Annotated in this window: 19 protein-coding genes; 9 read left to right on the plus strand and 10 right to left on the minus strand. The window is 62.5% G+C overall.

Features of this window, described 5'->3' with window-relative positions; translation table 11 throughout:
- Positions 1 to 29 precede the first annotated feature (29 nt).
- Entirely contained in the window at positions 30 to 233 is a 204-nt protein-coding gene (locus ACFOLG_RS03075) for a cold-shock protein (protein WP_174874128.1), read from the minus strand.
- A 298-nt stretch (positions 234 to 531) separates the two neighbouring features.
- Between ACFOLG_RS03075 and ACFOLG_RS03080 the strand changes: the two genes are divergently transcribed.
- The 3 genes from ACFOLG_RS03080 to ppnP all read left to right on the plus strand — a co-directional run bounded on the left by ACFOLG_RS03080 (position 532) and on the right by ppnP (position 2,985).
- Positions 532 to 1,632 (plus strand): HD-GYP domain-containing protein, encoded by a 1,101-nt coding sequence (locus ACFOLG_RS03080; protein ID WP_386088240.1) that lies wholly within the window; start codon positions 532 to 534, stop codon positions 1,630 to 1,632.
- A 96-nt stretch (positions 1,633 to 1,728) separates the two neighbouring features.
- The gene (locus ACFOLG_RS03085; RefSeq protein ID WP_386088242.1) at positions 1,729 to 2,574 is read left to right on the plus strand and encodes an SPFH domain-containing protein; all 846 of its coding nucleotides are present in this window, start codon (positions 1,729 to 1,731) and stop codon (positions 2,572 to 2,574) included.
- Positions 2,575 to 2,673: 99 nt separating this feature from the next.
- Positions 2,674 to 2,985 (plus strand): pyrimidine/purine nucleoside phosphorylase, encoded by a 312-nt coding sequence (gene ppnP / locus ACFOLG_RS03090; protein ID WP_386088244.1) that lies wholly within the window; start codon positions 2,674 to 2,676, stop codon positions 2,983 to 2,985.
- 49 nt (positions 2,986 to 3,034) lie between these two features.
- On the opposite strand, the gene ACFOLG_RS03095 is transcribed toward ppnP, so the two are convergent.
- The 3 genes from ACFOLG_RS03095 to ACFOLG_RS03105 form a co-directional block, all read right to left on the minus strand.
- A complete protein-coding gene (locus ACFOLG_RS03095) occupies positions 3,035 to 4,018 on the minus strand; it encodes a potassium channel family protein (protein WP_386088246.1) in 984 nt (327 codons plus the stop codon).
- A 114-nt stretch (positions 4,019 to 4,132) separates the two neighbouring features.
- Positions 4,133 to 4,453 carry a DUF2249 domain-containing protein gene (locus tag ACFOLG_RS03100; protein WP_386088248.1) on the minus strand — a complete coding sequence of 107 codons (321 nt, stop codon included), beginning with the start codon at positions 4,451 to 4,453 and terminating at the stop codon, positions 4,133 to 4,135.
- 73 nt (positions 4,454 to 4,526) lie between these two features.
- Entirely contained in the window at positions 4,527 to 5,225 is a 699-nt protein-coding gene (locus ACFOLG_RS03105; RefSeq protein ID WP_386088250.1) for a Crp/Fnr family transcriptional regulator, read from the minus strand.
- 32 nt (positions 5,226 to 5,257) lie between these two features.
- Between ACFOLG_RS03105 and ACFOLG_RS03110 the strand changes: the two genes are divergently transcribed.
- A complete protein-coding gene (locus ACFOLG_RS03110) occupies positions 5,258 to 5,785 on the plus strand; it encodes an Mpo1 family 2-hydroxy fatty acid dioxygenase (RefSeq protein ID WP_386088252.1) in 528 nt (175 codons plus the stop codon).
- A gap of 73 nt (positions 5,786 to 5,858) precedes the next feature.
- Positions 5,859 to 7,112, plus strand: a complete 1,254-nt coding sequence (locus ACFOLG_RS03115) for an Hsp70 family protein (protein WP_386088254.1) — start codon at positions 5,859 to 5,861, stop codon at positions 7,110 to 7,112.
- A 66-nt stretch (positions 7,113 to 7,178) separates the two neighbouring features.
- Here the strand turns inward: ACFOLG_RS03115 and ACFOLG_RS03120 are convergent, their stop codons facing one another.
- The 5 genes from ACFOLG_RS03120 to ACFOLG_RS03140 are packed head-to-tail and all read right to left on the minus strand — an operon-like array spanning position 7,179 to position 9,863.
- Complete coding sequence (locus ACFOLG_RS03120; RefSeq protein ID WP_386088256.1) at positions 7,179 to 7,958, minus strand: peptidylprolyl isomerase; 780 nt, start codon at positions 7,956 to 7,958, stop codon at positions 7,179 to 7,181.
- 17 nt (positions 7,959 to 7,975) lie between these two features.
- A complete protein-coding gene (locus ACFOLG_RS03125) occupies positions 7,976 to 8,764 on the minus strand; it encodes a peptidylprolyl isomerase (protein WP_386088258.1) in 789 nt (262 codons plus the stop codon).
- 3 nt (positions 8,765 to 8,767) lie between these two features.
- Positions 8,768 to 9,031, minus strand: coding sequence for a BolA family protein (locus tag ACFOLG_RS03130; RefSeq protein WP_386088260.1), 264 nt, complete (start codon positions 9,029 to 9,031; stop codon positions 8,768 to 8,770).
- Positions 9,028 to 9,330 (minus strand): YciI family protein, encoded by a 303-nt coding sequence (locus ACFOLG_RS03135; RefSeq protein WP_386088262.1) that lies wholly within the window; start codon positions 9,328 to 9,330, stop codon positions 9,028 to 9,030. Before ACFOLG_RS03135 ends, ACFOLG_RS03130 begins: the two co-directional genes overlap by 4 nt.
- Positions 9,330 to 9,863: a septation protein A gene (locus tag ACFOLG_RS03140; RefSeq protein ID WP_386088264.1), complete on the minus strand. Its 534-nt coding sequence runs from the start codon at positions 9,861 to 9,863 to the stop codon at positions 9,330 to 9,332. Before ACFOLG_RS03140 ends, ACFOLG_RS03135 begins: the two co-directional genes overlap by 1 nt.
- 172 nt (positions 9,864 to 10,035) lie before the next feature.
- Here ACFOLG_RS03140 and ACFOLG_RS03145 point away from each other — a divergent pair, with 172 nt between their 5' ends.
- Positions 10,036 to 10,968, plus strand: a complete 933-nt coding sequence (locus tag ACFOLG_RS03145) for an exopolyphosphatase (RefSeq protein ID WP_386088266.1) — start codon at positions 10,036 to 10,038, stop codon at positions 10,966 to 10,968.
- Here the strand turns inward: ACFOLG_RS03145 and ACFOLG_RS03150 are convergent.
- Positions 10,952 to 11,638, minus strand: coding sequence for an HAD family hydrolase (locus ACFOLG_RS03150; protein ID WP_386088268.1), 687 nt, complete (start codon positions 11,636 to 11,638; stop codon positions 10,952 to 10,954). The two genes, ACFOLG_RS03145 and ACFOLG_RS03150, sit on opposite strands and share 17 nt — an antisense overlap.
- 44 nt (positions 11,639 to 11,682) lie before the next feature.
- Between ACFOLG_RS03150 and ACFOLG_RS03155 the strand changes: the two genes are divergently transcribed.
- The 3 genes from ACFOLG_RS03155 to ACFOLG_RS03165 all read left to right on the plus strand — a co-directional run bounded on the left by ACFOLG_RS03155 (position 11,683) and on the right by ACFOLG_RS03165 (position 15,352).
- Positions 11,683 to 12,309 carry a nucleotide-binding protein gene (locus ACFOLG_RS03155; RefSeq protein WP_386088270.1) on the plus strand — a complete coding sequence of 209 codons (627 nt, stop codon included), beginning with the start codon at positions 11,683 to 11,685 and terminating at the stop codon, positions 12,307 to 12,309.
- Between the two features lie 191 nt (positions 12,310 to 12,500).
- Positions 12,501 to 13,451, plus strand: a complete 951-nt coding sequence (locus tag ACFOLG_RS03160; RefSeq protein ID WP_386088272.1) for a GMP reductase — start codon at positions 12,501 to 12,503, stop codon at positions 13,449 to 13,451.
- Positions 13,452 to 13,738: 287 nt separating this feature from the next.
- Complete coding sequence (locus ACFOLG_RS03165) at positions 13,739 to 15,352, plus strand: methyl-accepting chemotaxis protein (protein WP_386088274.1); 1,614 nt, start codon at positions 13,739 to 13,741, stop codon at positions 15,350 to 15,352.
- Positions 15,353 to 15,370: the final 18 nt, after the last annotated feature.

Here is a 15,370-nt window from a genome sequence, read left to right on the forward strand (position 1 = left end):
GGTTTTCTGTCTTCCGAATCAGTGCTGAATTACAGCGGCTGAATGTTGGAAGCTTGCTTGCCTTTCGGGCCATCAACGATGTCGAAGCTTACGCGCTGGTTTTCAGCCAGGGAGCGGAAGCCTTTGGAGTTGATCTGCGAAAAGTGAGCGAAAACGTCATCGCCGCCGTTATCCGGAGTGATGAAGCCGAAACCTTTAGCGTCGTTGAACCATTTTACGGTACCGGTTGCCATGTTCTATTCCCTTATTGAGAAAGCGTTGAGTATGAGAAAAGCGCATGTCAATCAAGGGAAAAGACAAACTGTGGTACGGCGATAGCCTTTACAACAACTGTACAGATCACGACTTGAAAAACTGCAAGTCGCAGTCTGCCTGCGCTTCATGGCACAAGCAAGTCTTTTTTGCAGCAAGCCCATAAAAAAAATGTGGGCTATGAGAGCTTGTCATGCAACAGGTGGGTATTTTTATCATTGTGGGTGAGCGAGGCGCTCTATAGTGCAGTCAAAGAAAACGCAGAGGGGATATAAACCAATGTCGGAGACCATCGAGCACTATCGTATTGAGGATGAAGAAAGTTTTGGCGATTTTCTCTACGCGCTAAACGAGTATGCGCCGCGTGCGGCCAACCTGTTGCAGGCATTTCGCCAGCAACCGGCAGAGCGGGCGGTGCTGGCGGAATTGATGCGGCTTTTTCACACCATCAAGGGTGATGCCGGCCTGTGTCGGCTGTATTTCGTGGAGCCGCTGATTCACGCGGCCGAAGATATTCTGGTGCGCATCAAGGCCGGGGAACTGGTGTTCGGGGCGGCGCTGGAGCAGGTATTGCTGCTGGCGGTGGATCGACTGGAGCTGCTGATGGCCGAGCTGGATAGCGGGCGCGACATCTCCTTGCAGGATTTCAACGCGCTGGTCGCCGAGTTGCAGCAGCTGGGGCAGACGCCCGCAACGCTGGTTGATGCCCAGGCCTGGCTGCTGGTGAAGCGCTTGACCGGTTTTGTGCCACAGGAACAGGCGGCCAGGCCCCGCGCGGCCACGGCGGCGCAGGCTGCCGACCTGGCATTCTTCCATGCGCTGGCGCTGCAGTTCGAGCAGCGCTCGGTGCTGTTCCTGGGGCGCACCGAGCGCAATCTGCTGCTGGCAACTGCCTGCAATCAGGTGGCTGGCTTGCTGGTTGACCCGCTGCAGCTGGAGGCCGCGGTATGTATGCACGATGTGGGCATGATGTTTTTGCCGCAGGAGCTGTGGCTGCGGCAGGGGCGCTTGAGCGAGGAAGAGCGGGTGCAACTGGCGGCGCATCCGGGCTGGGCGGCCGATTTGCTGGCCCGCATGCCGGGCTGGGACATGGCGGCGCGCATCGTGCGCGAGCATCACGAGCGCCCGGACGGGCACGGCTATCCGGCGGGGCTGCGTTCGGAGCTGATTTGCGACGGCGCCAAGCTGCTGGCGATTATCGACACTTTCGAAGCGGTGATCCTGAAGCATGGCCAGCGGCAACAGGTACGTTCGCTGCTGCGGGCGGTGGCAGAGGTGAACGCCGGTGAGGCGCAGTTTGATGCGTTGTGGATAGGCCATTTCAACCAGGTGGTGCGCAATATGATGGACGCCGGTACCGTGCTGCCGCATGTGCGCTGACGCGCGTATCCCGCTGGGGGCAAGGTTGGCCGCATGGCGACATCTGCTTATGATGTCGGCAAGCGGCGTGGCCGCGTCTTGAACGGGAGTTCCGAAATGGATGTGATGCTGTTATTGGCACCCTTGCTGGTGCTTGTGTTGGCCGGCCTGCGTATTGTTGGTCAGCAGACACTGGCGATCGTCGAAACCTTTGGCAAGTTTTCGCGGGTAATGACGCCCGGTTTGAACTGGATTTTCCCGGGTATCCAGCGGGTGGCCAAGGTGATGGACCTGCGCGTGGAGGAGCTGTCGGCGCAGGTGGAGGTCAAGACCCGCGACAATATGTTTGTCAGCCTGCCGGTAGCCATCATGGTACGGGTGCTGCCGCAACGCGCGGCCGATGCCTACTACCAGTTGGCCGCACCGCAGGAGCAGGTCAAGACCTGGGTGCTCAATACCTTGCGCTCGTCCACCGCCTCGATGAGCCTGATGAACCTGTACGAAGACCGTGACCAGCTGGCGCAGCAGGTGCAGGCCAATCTGGCCGAGCGCATGGGGGTGTACGGCTATGAAATTGTCAGCGTGCTGATTGATCAGCCGACGGTGTCGGAAGAGGTGCAGCATGCGTTCAACAGCGTGATCGCTTCCGAGCGCAAGCGCGAGGCGGCGGTACAGGAGGCGGAGGCCAAGCGGGCGTTGATCCTCGGCGAGGCGCGCGCCGAGGCCGAGGCGCAGCAGCTGCGGGCGGATGGTCTGGCCAAGGCGCGGGCGGTGCTGGCGCATAGTCTGACCGAGGCGATTGCCCAGGCGCGGGGCAGTGGCATCGACGAGCAGGACATCATGTTGCTACTGCTGGAAACCAACCGGCTGGATACCATCAAGTACGCCAGCGAGCGGGGCAAGCTGGTGCTGATGGACCTGCGCAGCCAGCCGCAGCCGCCGGTGCAGATCGGCGTGAATTAAGACTTGTCACTGGGCGCGGCGGCATTGACGCTGCAAACGGCGTGCAGGCATGATGCAGTGCAAGAGCCGTAACGGCCGTGCCCAAGACAAGGAGAAATCATGGACCAGTTTGACAATGTAAGCGTGGTGAAGCGCGCTAATGTGTATTTCGACGGCAAATGCGTCAGCCATACCGTGGTGCTGGCGGACGGTACGCGCAAATCGGTGGGCGTGATCCTGCCGGCCAAGCTGCTGTTCAGCACCGGCGCACCGGAAATCATGGAGGTGCTGGCCGGCGAGTGCAAGGTAACGCTGGCTGGCGAAAGCGAAGCTCGCAGCTACAAGGGCGGCGACTCCTTCTCGGTGCCGGGCGAAAGCAGTTTCCAGATCGAAGTAACCGACACGCTGCATTACGTGTGCCATTTCGGCTAAACGCCGGGCTGCACAGAAAAAACCGGCCGCCAGTGCGGCCGGTTTTGTTTTAGCTGCCGGCTGCCTGCGGGTGCTGCCCGATCACCATCAGCGATTCATCCTGGTGCAGGATGGTGGCCAGTGGCGGGTTGAACTGCACCTCGCCCCCCGGCAGCTCCACCGCGATCACCATCATATTGCCGCTGGCGATGGGCAGGCATTCGGCAATGCTGCGGCCAACCCACTCGTCCAGCACCGGCAGCACTTCGGCACGGAATGCATGCGGATAGCGGCTGTGCAGCCGCTCGAAAAAGTGCATGGTCTGCGGGTTGGCGACCAGCGACGCCATGTTCATGCCGCCAAGGTAGGACGGAATCACCACCTGGTTGGCGCCCACCGCCTGCAGCTTCTTGCGCGCGCTTTCGGTCTCGGCCTTGGAGACAATGGTGAGCTGCGGGTTGAGACTGCGCGCGGTCACCACCACGAAAGCGTTGTTGGCGTCCGAGGTCAGGCTGGTGATCAGCGCCCGCGCCCGCACGATGCCGGCCGCCAGCAGGTTGGCGTCCTCGGTGGCATCGCCCACGATATACGGTGTGCCGGATGCGGCCAGCAGCTGCGCCGCGTGCGCTTCGTTCTGCTCGATCACCACGATGTTGTGGCCGGCCTGATGCAGCTCTTCCAGGGCATACAGTCCGCTGCGGCTCAGCCCGCAGATCACGACATGGTTTTCCAGGCGGGAAATCAGCTTGTCCATTTTTTTCTTGCGCAGGTAGACGGGCAGGTCGCCCTGAAACAGCATCAGCGTCAGCGACGACAAACCGTAGCCGACCACACCGGTGCCAAAGATGATCAACAGGATGGTAAAGATGCGGCCAACGTTGTCCAGGGCGTGGGTTTCGCCGTAGCCGATGGTTGCCAGGGTAATGACTGTCATGTACAGGCTGTCGAATATCGACCAGCCTTCCAGCAGGTGGTAACCCAGCGTGCCCATGACAACCACGGCCATGATCAGGCCGAGCAGGGAAACCAGTTTGAGGGCGAGCGTGCGTCCCATAAAGCGGGGGTCCGAATGACAACGCCTGCATTCTAGGTAAAGCCCGGGGCGGGGGAAAGCGCCGGGCGTAGAAATAAAAGGGCGGCCACCCGGGCCGCCCTTGTTGTTGGCAGATCAGCCGCCGGAGCAGCCGCAGCCGCCGCCACCGCCGCAGCCACCGGCATTCAGTTGCGGTGCCGGTTCGGCGTCGGCCAGGTGGATGCTGAAATCGATGACCACCTGGCTGTTGTCGCGTTGCTGATAGTTGTAGCGGATCTGTTCGCCGTAGCGTTGCTGAATCTGGCCCAGCAGAGGCAGCGGGTCATGATCGTTGATGAAACGCATGGTTTCGCCGTGGTGCAGGGCTTCCAGCGCGCCGAAGATGGCGGCATGGCGGAAACGTTTGGCAACGCCGCGGGCGTCGAAGGTGAAAACGGTATCGGACAAGGCTTGCATGGGTGTCTCCATCAGGTGATGCGTCACTGTGCCATGTTGGTCGCGGCCGCCTCCTTGAGCATGGATAAGAAATTCACAGCCGCCCAAACTCGGCCAGCGCCTGGCGGCTGACAATGCGTATCCGGCCGCGCGCCAGTTGCAGCAGCCCGCTGGCGGCCAGCGTCTGCAGCGCGGCATTGCAGCTCTGCCGGCTGATGCCGAGCATGCCGGCCAGCTCCTCCTGCGACAGCGCCAGCTCCGGCTGTTGTTCGCTGCTGAGCAGCCACAGCCGTTGCGCCAGCCGCGACGGGATATCCAGCAGCGTCTGCTGCGCTAGCCCCTGCATCAGCCGCCGGGTCTTGTCCGCCAATAGCAGGCCCAGGTGGCGCCAGTGTGCCGGCCGCTGTTGCAGCCAGTCCTGCAGCGCGGCGTGCGGCAGCTGCCACAGCGTGCACGGCTGGCTGGCGATGGCGTCATGGGTGCGCGGGCCGTCGTCGAACAGGGCCAGCTCGCCAAACCAGTCGCCGGGCTGTAGCCGCGCCAGCGGCGCCTCCTTGCCCAGCCGGCTGGCGCAGCTGATGCGCATGCTGCCGGCCAGCAGGCAGTACAGCCCGTCGGCCGCTGCGCCGCGGTGGAACAGGAACTGGCCGCTGTCAAGCGAGCGCGGCCGGCCCAGCGCCTGCAGCGCCAGCTGCAGCTCGGCCGGTGCCGCCGCATACCAGGGGCTGCTGGCGAGCGTGGCCGGCGGGCTTGTGTCGCCGTTTTGACAGAAGGGCTGGACGGTTGGCGGCATGATGGCGATACCGATAACAACAGGAGGGCTCCATGAAAACCGTGCTGCAGCAATTAGTCAATTACGCGTGCTATCACCGCGATCCGCGCAATATCCGCACCCATTTCGTCGGCATCCCCATGATCGTGCTGGCGGTGGCCGGCCTACTGGCGCGCCCGGCGCTGGCGGGGGTGTCGCTGGCGCATGTCGCGGTGGTGCTGCTGGTGCTGTACTACCTGTGGCTGAGTCGGGGGGCGTATCGGGGGCTGGGGCTGTGCATGGCGCTGTGCATGCTGCTGGCGCTGTGGGGCGGGCTAAGGTTGGCCGCATTGCCGCAGGCGGCCTGGCTGGGCTGGAGTCTGGGCCTGTTCGTGCTGGGCTGGCTGTTCCAGTTTGTCGGCCACCTGTACGAGGGGCGCAAGCCGGCCTTTGTCGATGACCTGATGGGGCTGGTCATCGGGCCGCTGTTCGTGGTGGCGGAGTGGCTGTTTCTGCTGGGAGCGCTGGGCGGGATGCAGCGGCAGATCGACGCGCAGGCCGGCCCGGTGCGGCGGCGCGCGCATGGCCCATTGCCGCACTGAGCGCCGCGAATAATGCCGCCGTCACGGGTGGCTTTCGCTATAATCCCGCTCCTTTGCGCCGGGAGCGGGAGACATGACAGTAAAGGCTTGTGGCGTGGATTTTGGCACTTCCAATTCCACGGTAGGCTGGTGGCGGCCGGGGCAGGGAACGCTGCTGGCACTGGAAGACGGCAAGACCACGCTGCCGTCGGTGGTGTTTTTCAACGCCGATGAAGACAGTGTGGCCTTTGGCCGCTCGGCGCTGGCCGAGTACCTGGAAGGTTACGAAGGCCGGCTGATGCGCTCGCTGAAGAGCATTCTCGGTACCGGGCTGATGAATGGCCAGACCGAGGTGGATGGCCGGCCGCTGCGCTTCCTAGATTTGCTGTCCTATTTCATCAATTCGCTGAAGCAGCGTGCCGAAACCTCCGCCGGGCGCGGCTTCAGCCAGGCAGTATTTGGCCGCCCGGTGTTTTTTGTCGATGACGACCCGGTGGCCGACAAGCTGGCGGAAGATACGCTGGGCGATATTGCGCGCCGCGCCGGCTTTAGCGAGGTGGCGTTCCAGTACGAGCCGATTGCTGCCGCCTTCGACTACGAGAGCCGCATCGAGCGCGAAGAGCTGGTGCTGATCGTCGATATCGGCGGCGGCACCTCGGACTTTTCCCTGCTGCGGCTGTCGCCGGAGCGGGTAACGCGCATCGAGCGCCTGGACGACATCCTGGCCAATGGCGGCGTGCACATCGGCGGTACCGACTTCGACAAGCAGCTCAGCCTCAAGGCGGTGATGCCGGAGCTGGGCTACCGTACCCGGCTGCGCAACAACGCCGAGGTGCCGTCCAGCTACTATTTCAACCTGGCGACCTGGCACACCATCAACTTCGCCTACAGCCGCAAGGTGTGGTCCGAGCTGCAGGGGGTGTACGCCGATGCCTTGGCGCGCGACAAGCTGGATCGCCTGTTCAACCTGATCAGCAAGCGTGCCGGCCATTGGCTGGCGATTCAGGTGGAGGCCGCCAAGATCGCGCTGAGCGACAGCGATACTACGCTGCTGTCGATGCAGGAAATCGAGCACGGGCTGCAGCACCAGGTCAGCCGCCATGAGTTTCATGAGTCGATTGACCTGCTGCTGGGCAGTATCGAAAGCACCATCGGCCGCCTGCTGCAGGATGCGCAGTTGCAGGCCGGGCAGGTGGACACCATCTTTTTCACCGGCGGCTCCAGCGGCGTGCCGCTGCTGCGGCAGCGGGTGGCGGCAATGTTCCCCAATGCCCGCGCGGTGGAGGGGGATCGTTACGGCAGTATTGGCAGTGGCCTGGCGCTGGACGCCGCGCGGCGTTTCGGCTGAGCTGCGGCCAACCTGGCCATGAAAAAAGCCCTCCATACGGAGGGCTTTTTGCTTGCGCGCGGGCGCTTACTGAATCTTGGCCTTGGCTTTCAGGTCCTTGATCAGCGCTTCGATGCGCTGCGACTGGATGCGCTGTTCCAGCTGCGGGCGCAGCTGGTCGATCGCCGGCGCGGCCTCGGTCTTCACATCGTCCAGCTTGATGATGTGGTAGCCGAACTGGGTTTTTACCGGGGTGGCGCTTACCTGGCCCTTGGCCAGCTTCACCATGGCTTCGGAGAACGGCGCCACGAAGGTTGCCGGCTCGTTCCAGCCCAGGTCGCCGCCGTTCACCTTGCTGCCCGGGTCGATGGATTTTTCCTTGGCCAGGGCGTCAAACGGCTTGCCCTTCTTCAGTGCTTCCAGCACGGCCTTGGCTTCCGCCTCGGTTTTTACCAGGATGTGGCGGGCGTGGTAGCTTTTCTTCTCTGGGAACTCGGCCTTTACCTTGTCGTACTCGGCTTTCAGCTGGGCGTCGGTTACCGGGTTAGTGCGGATGAATTCCTTGATGTAACGGTTGGCCAGCGACATGGCCTGGGCGTTTTCCATCTCGGCCAGGAACTCAGCCGACTTGTCCAAGCCTTTCTTTACCGCTTCCTGGCGCAGCACTTCGGCAGTCACCAGCTGATCGGTCACCATTTCCGCCATCTGCGGATTGGCTTGCTGACCCTGGGCTTCCATCATTTTTACCACGGCGTCGATACGCTGCTGGCTGATGCCGACACCGTTAACGGTCGGGGTAGCCAGCGCGGCAGCGGCGGCGGTGGCCAGTGCGGCGGCAATCAGGGTCTGCTTGAAAAATTTGCTCATTGCTGACTTTCGTTGGGTTATTGAATGTTGGCCTTCTGGCGGAGTTCGCCGACGGCGTCCTGAATCACTTTCTTTTGCAGCTCTTGCGCAATGCGCGGCTTGATTGCCTCCAGCGGCGCAGCCTTGGCATCGCGGCTGTCATCGACGCGGAAGACGTGCCAGCCCTGCGCCGATTTCAGCGGCTTGGCGCTGACCTGGCCTTTGGGGATGGCTTTCAATGCTTCCGCCAGCGGCGCTTCCATGGTGGCCAGGTTGCCCCAGCCCATGTCGCCGCCACGGTTGCGGCTGTTGGCGTCGATGGACTGTTTTACCAGTGCGTCGAATTTGCCGCCTTTTTTCAGTTCGGCAATTACCTTGTTGGCCGCAGCCTCATCGGCCAGCACGATCTGGTGCACCTGCACTTCCTTGGCACCCTTGAACTGGCTGGCGTAGCGGTCGTACTCGGCCTTGATCTGCGCGTCGGTCACCGGGCGGTTTTTCACCGCGGTGGCAAAGAATGCCTGCTGCAGCAGATCCTTGCGCGATTCTTCCAGCGCGCGGACGAACTCGGGGCTCTTGTCCAGACCACCCTTGGTAGCGGCTTGCAGCACCAGTTCGCGGGTGATCAGGGTCTGGCGCAGTTCTTCGCGCAGTGCGGGGGTGTCTTGCAGGCGGCCATTGTTCTCGCGCACCACCTGGGCCACGACTTTATCCAGGGTGTCCTTGTCGATGACGACACCATTGACGGTGGCAACCGGTACGGCGGCAGCCAGGTTGGCCGCAGCGGCCAGGGCGGCGGCGGCGAGGAATTTGCTAGTCAGTTTCATGAATCAGATTTCTTCTGGAGTAAGGGTGCGCATGGACAGCGCATGGATGCCGTGATGCATCAGGTCGCCCACCGCGTCATAGACCATACGCTGGCGTTGCAGGCGGTTCTTGCCGGCAAAGGCAGAGGTAACGATCACGATGTCGAAGTGGCCGCCGGACTTGGCGCCGGCATGTCCGGCGTGGGAGGCACTATCGTCGGTCACTTGCAGGTGTTCCGGATGCAGGCTTTGCAGGCGTTGCTGCAGCAGGGCGGCGATGTCGCTCATGCCGGCAGCACCTTCTTGAACGGCTTGACGCTTACCTGGGCATACACGCCGGCGGCGACATACGGGTCGGCGTCGGCCCAGCTTTGCGCCGCTTGCAGGCTGTCGAACTCGGCCACGATCAGGCTGCCGCTAAAGCCGGCGGGGCCTGGGTCGTTGCTGTCGATGGCGGGGAACGGGCCGGCCAGCAGCAGCTTGCCGGCAGCCTGCAGTGCCTGCAGGCGCTCAAGGTGCGCCGGGCGGGCCGCCAGGCGCTGGCTAAGGGAATCCGGTACGTCCTGGCCGGTAATGGCATACAGCATCAGGGGGTTTCCTCGATATATTTGGACAGGTACAGGCTCTGGGCGATCACGAAGATAATCATCAGGCCAAAGCCGCCAAACAGTTTGAAATTGACCCACACTTCTTCGCTGAACTGGTAGGCAACAACCAGGTTGACCGCGCCCAGCAGCAGGAAAAACACACTCCACGCTAGGTTGAGTTTTTTCCAGGTAGCATCCGGCAGCGTCATCTGGCTGCCCATCAGCGAGCGCATGCCGATGCGGCCGGTAAGCTGGCCTATCAGCAGGCCACCACCCATCAGCCAGTACAGCACGGTGGGCTTCCACATGATGAAGTGCTTGTCGTGCAGCAGCAGCGTGGCGCCGCCCATGACCACGATCAGCGCCAGGCTGACCCATTGCATGGTGTCCACTTTGCGGTGCTTGAGCCAGGTAAGGGCGACGATGACCACGGTGGCGCCAATGGCGATCCCGGTGGCGAGAAACATGTCCTTGGTCAGCCAGTAGGCGCCAAAGAACAGCATGACGGGGAACAGGTCGGTAAGGAATTTCATGTGGCGGATTATGCGGTCAGGGCAGGGGCAGCACAAGTCTGACAGGTACGCGGTGCTTTCGTTCATTTGTAACCAGTTGCTGGAGAATCCCGGCACATTCCGGCATTCGATAAAAGCGGACAGTCTGGCTATGATGAATGCACCTGAACATGACAATGAACTGGAGAAAAGCATGGCGAGTGAGAAATTCCGTCTGGTGACGCGTAGCGATTTTGACGGCCTGGTATGTGCGGTGCTGCTTAATGAGTTGGGCCTGATCGACGATATCAAGTTTGTCCACCCCAAGGACATGCAGGATGGCAAGGTAGAGATTGGCCCGCGCGACATCACGACCAACCTGCCGTACGTGCCGTCTGCCCATCTTGCCTTTGACCACCATTTCTCCGAGACCCTGCGCAACGAAGGCGGGCGCGCCAACCACGTTATCGATCCGGCGGCGCCGTCGGCGGCGCGGGTGGTATTCAATTACTACGGCGGTAAGGAGCGTTTCCCGAATATTGCCGTAGACATGATGACGGCAGTGGACAAGGCCGACTCCGCGCAGTTCAGTGTGGAGGACATCCTTAACCCCAAGGGCTGGGTGCTGCTGAATTACCTGATGGACGCGCGTACCGGGTTGGGGCGCTTCAAGGATTTTCGCATCAGCAACTATGCGCTGATGATGGACCTGATCCAGTACTGCCGGAACCACACCATCGAGGAGATTCTGGCACTGCCGGATGTGCGTGAGCGGGTCGAACTGTACTTCGAGCACGAAATCCAGGCCAAGGAGCAATTGCGGCGTTGTGCCAGCATGCAGGGGCAGGTGGTGGTGCTGGACTTGCGCCACGAGGCGCTGATCCACCCGATCAACCGCTTCGCCATCTATGCCATGTATCCGCAGGCCAAGGTATCCATCCACGTGATGTGGGGGCTGAACCAGCAAAATACGGTGTTGGCCACCGGCAAGTCGATTATCGATCGCAGCGGCCGCAGCAATATCGGCGCGCTGATGCTGGAGTACGGCGGCGGTGGCCACGAGGCCGCGGGCACCTGCCAGGTGGCCAACGATCAGGCTGCCGACGTGCTGCAGCAGCTGGTGGCGCGTATCAATGCGGAAGGCTGAGCAGGCGCTGTAGCAGCTGCTGCGCGGCAAACAGGTCCTGGCATACCGCCAGGGCCTGTTTTGCTATCTCGGCCGGTGGCGGCTGCAAATCCGGCACCACGATCACCCGCATGTTGGCCGCCAGCGCCGCCTGGGCGCCGTAGGCCGAGTCTTCCAGCACGATGCAATGCTCGGGTGCTACCTGCAGGCGCGCGGCGGCCTGCAGGTAGACATCCGGCGCCGGCTTGGTGCGGGCGACTTCGTCGCCGGCAATGGTGTGCTCGAAGTAGCGGGCCAGCCCGGTGCGCCCCAGTTTGACGTCGGCCAGCTGGCGCTGGGTGGCGGTGCCCACCGCGCGCGGAATCTGCCGCTGTTCGCACCACTGCAGCAGCTGGACGATGCCCGGCTTGAGCGGGATGTCCTGTTGCTGCAGGGCGTGGTGGTACTGCTGCCGGCTCAGGGCCTCCAGCCGGCGTGCCTGCGCCTCGTCGCCCAGCTCGGCAATCAGGTAGCTCAGACACAGCGGCATGGCGAGGCCGACCATGGCGTCGATATGCGCTTGCTGCAGCGGGATGCCCAGCGCGGCGGCCGCATCGCGCCAGGCGCGGGCCGACAGGCTTTCGGTGTCGATCATCAGGCCGTCCATATCGAAAAGCAGGGCGGCAAAAGAAGGGGGCGTGTTACATTGCATCGTGGCTGGAGATGTAGGACATCAAGATAATAAAGAAGGGCAGTATGGCGTATTCGATTCTGATTGCGAATCCCAAAGGGGGGAGTGGCAAATCGACTCTGGCGACCAATCTGGCCGGGTTTTACGCGGCACAGGGCTCACGAGTGATGCTGGGCGATGTCGATAAACAGCAGACTTCGCTGTCCTGGTTGTCCTGCCGGCCGACCCCGCTGCCGTATATCGATGGCTGGCAGCTGGCGCCGGGCGAGCCGGCCAAGCCGCCCAAGGGCACCCAGGTGGTGGTGCTGGATAGCCCAGCCGGCCTGCAGGGCAAGAAGTTGGCCGCATTGGTGGCGCGGGTGGACCGGGTGATCGTGCCGATCCAGCCATCGCCGTTTGATATGTGGGCCAGCCGCGAGTTTCTGGCGCAGCTGCTGCAGGAAAAAGCGGTGCGCAAGCAGCGGGCCTTTGTCGGGGTGGTGGGCATGCGGGTCGATCCGCGCACCCGCTCGGCGCGGGAGCTGCAGCAGTTCCTGACGGAACTGCAGGTGCCGGTGCTGGGCTGGCTGCGCGACACGCAGCTGTACGTGCAAGCCGCGGCCAACGGTATGACCCTGTTCGACCTGCCGGCCTCGCGTGCGGCGCGGGATCTGGAGGCCTGGCGCGGTATTCTGCGCTGGCTGGACAACTGATGGCGTAGGCTTGACGCCCCGTATTCGCTTCGCTAGATTGATCAGGTTTGTGTGCGACAGCTCTGCGGAGCAAGCGCAGGAAGAATTGCAAGCGGAAGCCAAGCGGCTTCCGCTTTTTATTTGGGGCCCCCAGTTTTATGTCGCTATTCCGGAACGGCGGCATACCACCCTGAATGCACATGGAGCACACAATGTTCAACACTGAACTCAATTACGGCGATGTTTACCTGCTACCCCGGAAAACCGTCGTCGACAGCCGCAAGCAATGTGACACCTCGGTCCAGTTCGGGCCGCGCCGCTTTGACATGCCGCTGTACGCCTCCAATATGAAGAGCGTGGTGGATGCCGAAACCTGCGAATACTTCGCCCGTCATGGCTGGTTTTACACCATGCACCGTTTCAACATGGATGTCGTGGGCTTTGTGCGCGACATGCAGGCCAAGGGCCTGTTCGCCTCGATCAGCATCGGCGTCAATGACGACACCTTGGAGCAGTTGGCCGCATTGCAGGCTGCCGGGCTGGTGCCCGAGTACATCACGCTGGATGTCGCCAATGCCTGGTGCGTGAAGGCCGAGCGCATGATACGCCACGTCAAGCAGCAATTCCCGGGCAGCTTCCTGATCGGCGGCAACATCGCCACCGCCGACGCGGCGCGCGAGCTGCAGGCCTGGGGCTGCGACGCCATCAAGGCCGGCATCGCCGGCGGCCGGGTGTGCATCACCAAGAACAAGACCGGCTTTCATCGCCCGATGATCGCCACCGTGCGCGATTGTGCCGCGGCGGTGACGGTGCCGGTGATTGCCGACGGCGGCATCGTCGAGCACGGCGACGTGGCCAAGGCGCTGGCCTGCGGCGCCAGCATGGTGATGGCGGGCTCGCTGTTTGCCGGCTACGACGAATCGGCCGGTGAGATCGTCGAAATCAACGGCAAGCACTACAAGGAATACTTCGGCAGCGCCTCGCAGTTCAACAAGGGCGAATACAAGAACGTCGAAGGCAAAAAGATCCTAGTCGAGTACAAGGGCTCGATGGCCCGGCTGCTGGTGGAGCTGAAGGAAGACCTGCAGTCGTCGATCAGCTACGCCGGCGGCATGGGTCTGGCGGCGTTGCGCGACGTGGAAATGATCGTCGTCGCCTGCTAGCCGGCAAGCAGGTTGGCCGCATGCGGCCAACCTTTGTACCTGGGCGCCGCCGCCTTTTGCGCGGTCGGCGCTGCGCACAAGCGGGTCGGGAGGATGAAAATCCATACTGACAGTGCAGGCATGCTGCTGCCGTTCGTATGCTGCGGGTGCAGGCGGTTTTGCTGGCGGCGGTTGGCAGGCACGGCCCCCTTCGCTATACCCAAGCAGGCACCGTATTTAACAGTGGGCTTGATTAGCGTTGTTTGATAATCTTGCCGCCAACACGCACACATCATTAAGAAACCATTATGAAAATCAATATGCCGGTCACGGCCAACGAACTGTTTCTTGATCCCGCCCGCCCGATTGTTACCAAGACCGACCTCAAAGGCGCCATCACCTACGCCAACCGTGCTTTTATCGACATCAGCGGCTACAGCGAAGACGAACTGCTGGGGCGCAATCACAACATCGTGCGCCACCCGGACATGCCGCCGGAGGCGTTCGGCGATCTGTGGGACACCATCAAGCAGGGCAAGCCGTGGCGCGGGCTGGTGAAGAACCGCGCCAAGAGCGGCGATTTTTACTGGGTGGAAGCCTATGTCACGCCCCTGACCGAGCACGGCAAGCTGATCGGTTACATTTCGGTGCGCAGCACGCCCAAGCGCGATGAAATCGCGGCGGCCGAGGCGTTTTATGTGCAGTTGCGCAACAAGCAGGCGGCGATGCCGTCGACGTTGCAGGCGCTGCAGAAACGGTCGGATTCCGGTCGTGCCGGCTTTGTGCTGACCGGTATCTTCAGTGCCGGCCTGCTGCTGGCTGCGGTGTGGCCGGGGTTGGCCGATGTGGTGCGCCAGCTGGTTGGCGGCATCAGCTTTGTTGGCCTGGGGGCGGCATCGTACTGGTGGCGCCATCGTGAAGGCGTGGTGATGGAACGCATCCACCACGGTTTCATGGCCCTGTCGGAAGGGCGGCTGGAGCACCCGCTGCGCACGCATCTTGGCGGCCAGCTGGGCGCCATGATGGACAGCCTGGAAGGGCTGCGCCTGCACCAGCGAGCGCTGGTGGCCGACAGCCTGTCCGCCGGGGGCTTGACCTACCAGCAGGCGCGCAGCCTGAGCGGTGAGGTGGAGGGTCTGGTGGCGCGGGCGCGCGAACAGGGCACCGGCCTGCATCACATCAGCACCAGCATGGAAGAAATCAGCGGCAGCGTAGCGCAGGTGGCGACCATGGCCGAGCAAAGCGAACAAGGGGCGGATGCCACTCGCCAGGCGGCCACCACCGGGCAGGCGGTGATGCAGTCGGCGGCAAATGCTGCGGTGCAGGCGGTAGATTCGGTACATCGCTCCAAGGCCGATTTGCTGCAGCTGGAGCAGGCAATGGGCAAGATCAGCAGCATGACCGATCTGATCCATGAAATTGCCGAGCAAACCAACCTGCTGGCGTTGAATGCCGCCATCGAAGCGGCCCGTGCCGGCGAGATGGGGCGCGGCTTTGCCGTGGTGGCCGATGAGGTGCGCAAGCTGGCGGAACGCACGGCGCAGGCCACCGATGGCATTACCGAGACCGTGCAGCATATCGTGGCCATTACCGACAGCGTCAGTGGCAATATGGACCAGTCGGTGATTGAGGTGGGCCAGGTCAGCAACGAGATTCGCCAGTCCGGCGAGCATCTGCAGAATTTGTTGCAGATCGCCGATCAGGCGCGGCAGTTTGCGCATACGCTGGTGGAGCAGATGGCGCAGCAGTCGTCGTCGGTGCACCAGGTGGCCGCTTCGGTGGAGCAGCTGGCGATGCTGGGTGAGCAGAACATCGCCACTGCCGATGCGGTGCTGGGCAGTTCGCAGCACCTGGAGTTGGCCGCATCCGATCTGGACAAGCTGACCCGCGATTACCGCAAGTGGCATAGCAACGGCCGCTGAGCGACGGCCGTTGACCGA

Origin of the sequence: Vogesella facilis (genome assembly GCF_042648525.1) — a bacterium.
Classification (GTDB): Bacteria; Pseudomonadota; Gammaproteobacteria; order Burkholderiales; family Chromobacteriaceae; genus Vogesella; species Vogesella facilis.

What these genes read in the sequence shown, in the direction of transcription:
- ACFOLG_RS03075 (WP_174874128.1), bottom strand. Translation starts at nt 233, where the DNA reads ATGGCAACCGGTACCGTAAAATGGTTCAACGACGCTAAAGGTTTCGGC.
- ACFOLG_RS03080 (WP_386088240.1), top strand. Translation starts at nt 532, where the DNA reads ATGTCGGAGACCATCGAGCACTATCGTATTGAGGATGAAGAAAGTTTT.
- ACFOLG_RS03085 (WP_386088242.1), top strand. Translation starts at nt 1,729, where the DNA reads ATGGATGTGATGCTGTTATTGGCACCCTTGCTGGTGCTTGTGTTGGCC.
- ppnP (WP_386088244.1), top strand. Translation starts at nt 2,674, where the DNA reads ATGGACCAGTTTGACAATGTAAGCGTGGTGAAGCGCGCTAATGTGTAT.
- ACFOLG_RS03095 (WP_386088246.1), bottom strand. Translation starts at nt 4,018, where the DNA reads ATGGGACGCACGCTCGCCCTCAAACTGGTTTCCCTGCTCGGCCTGATC.
- ACFOLG_RS03100 (WP_386088248.1), bottom strand. Translation starts at nt 4,453, where the DNA reads ATGCAAGCCTTGTCCGATACCGTTTTCACCTTCGACGCCCGCGGCGTT.
- ACFOLG_RS03105 (WP_386088250.1), bottom strand. Translation starts at nt 5,225, where the DNA reads ATGCCGCCAACCGTCCAGCCCTTCTGTCAAAACGGCGACACAAGCCCG.
- ACFOLG_RS03110 (WP_386088252.1), top strand. Translation starts at nt 5,258, where the DNA reads ATGAAAACCGTGCTGCAGCAATTAGTCAATTACGCGTGCTATCACCGC.
- ACFOLG_RS03115 (WP_386088254.1), top strand. Translation starts at nt 5,859, where the DNA reads ATGACAGTAAAGGCTTGTGGCGTGGATTTTGGCACTTCCAATTCCACG.
- ACFOLG_RS03120 (WP_386088256.1), bottom strand. Translation starts at nt 7,958, where the DNA reads ATGAGCAAATTTTTCAAGCAGACCCTGATTGCCGCCGCACTGGCCACC.
- ACFOLG_RS03125 (WP_386088258.1), bottom strand. Translation starts at nt 8,764, where the DNA reads ATGAAACTGACTAGCAAATTCCTCGCCGCCGCCGCCCTGGCCGCTGCG.
- ACFOLG_RS03130 (WP_386088260.1), bottom strand. Translation starts at nt 9,031, where the DNA reads ATGAGCGACATCGCCGCCCTGCTGCAGCAACGCCTGCAAAGCCTGCAT.
- ACFOLG_RS03135 (WP_386088262.1), bottom strand. Translation starts at nt 9,330, where the DNA reads ATGCTGTATGCCATTACCGGCCAGGACGTACCGGATTCCCTTAGCCAG.
- ACFOLG_RS03140 (WP_386088264.1), bottom strand. Translation starts at nt 9,863, where the DNA reads ATGAAATTCCTTACCGACCTGTTCCCCGTCATGCTGTTCTTTGGCGCC.
- ACFOLG_RS03145 (WP_386088266.1), top strand. Translation starts at nt 10,036, where the DNA reads ATGGCGAGTGAGAAATTCCGTCTGGTGACGCGTAGCGATTTTGACGGC.
- ACFOLG_RS03150 (WP_386088268.1), bottom strand. Translation starts at nt 11,638, where the DNA reads ATGCAATGTAACACGCCCCCTTCTTTTGCCGCCCTGCTTTTCGATATG.
- ACFOLG_RS03155 (WP_386088270.1), top strand. Translation starts at nt 11,683, where the DNA reads ATGGCGTATTCGATTCTGATTGCGAATCCCAAAGGGGGGAGTGGCAAA.
- ACFOLG_RS03160 (WP_386088272.1), top strand. Translation starts at nt 12,501, where the DNA reads ATGTTCAACACTGAACTCAATTACGGCGATGTTTACCTGCTACCCCGG.
- ACFOLG_RS03165 (WP_386088274.1), top strand. Translation starts at nt 13,739, where the DNA reads ATGAAAATCAATATGCCGGTCACGGCCAACGAACTGTTTCTTGATCCC.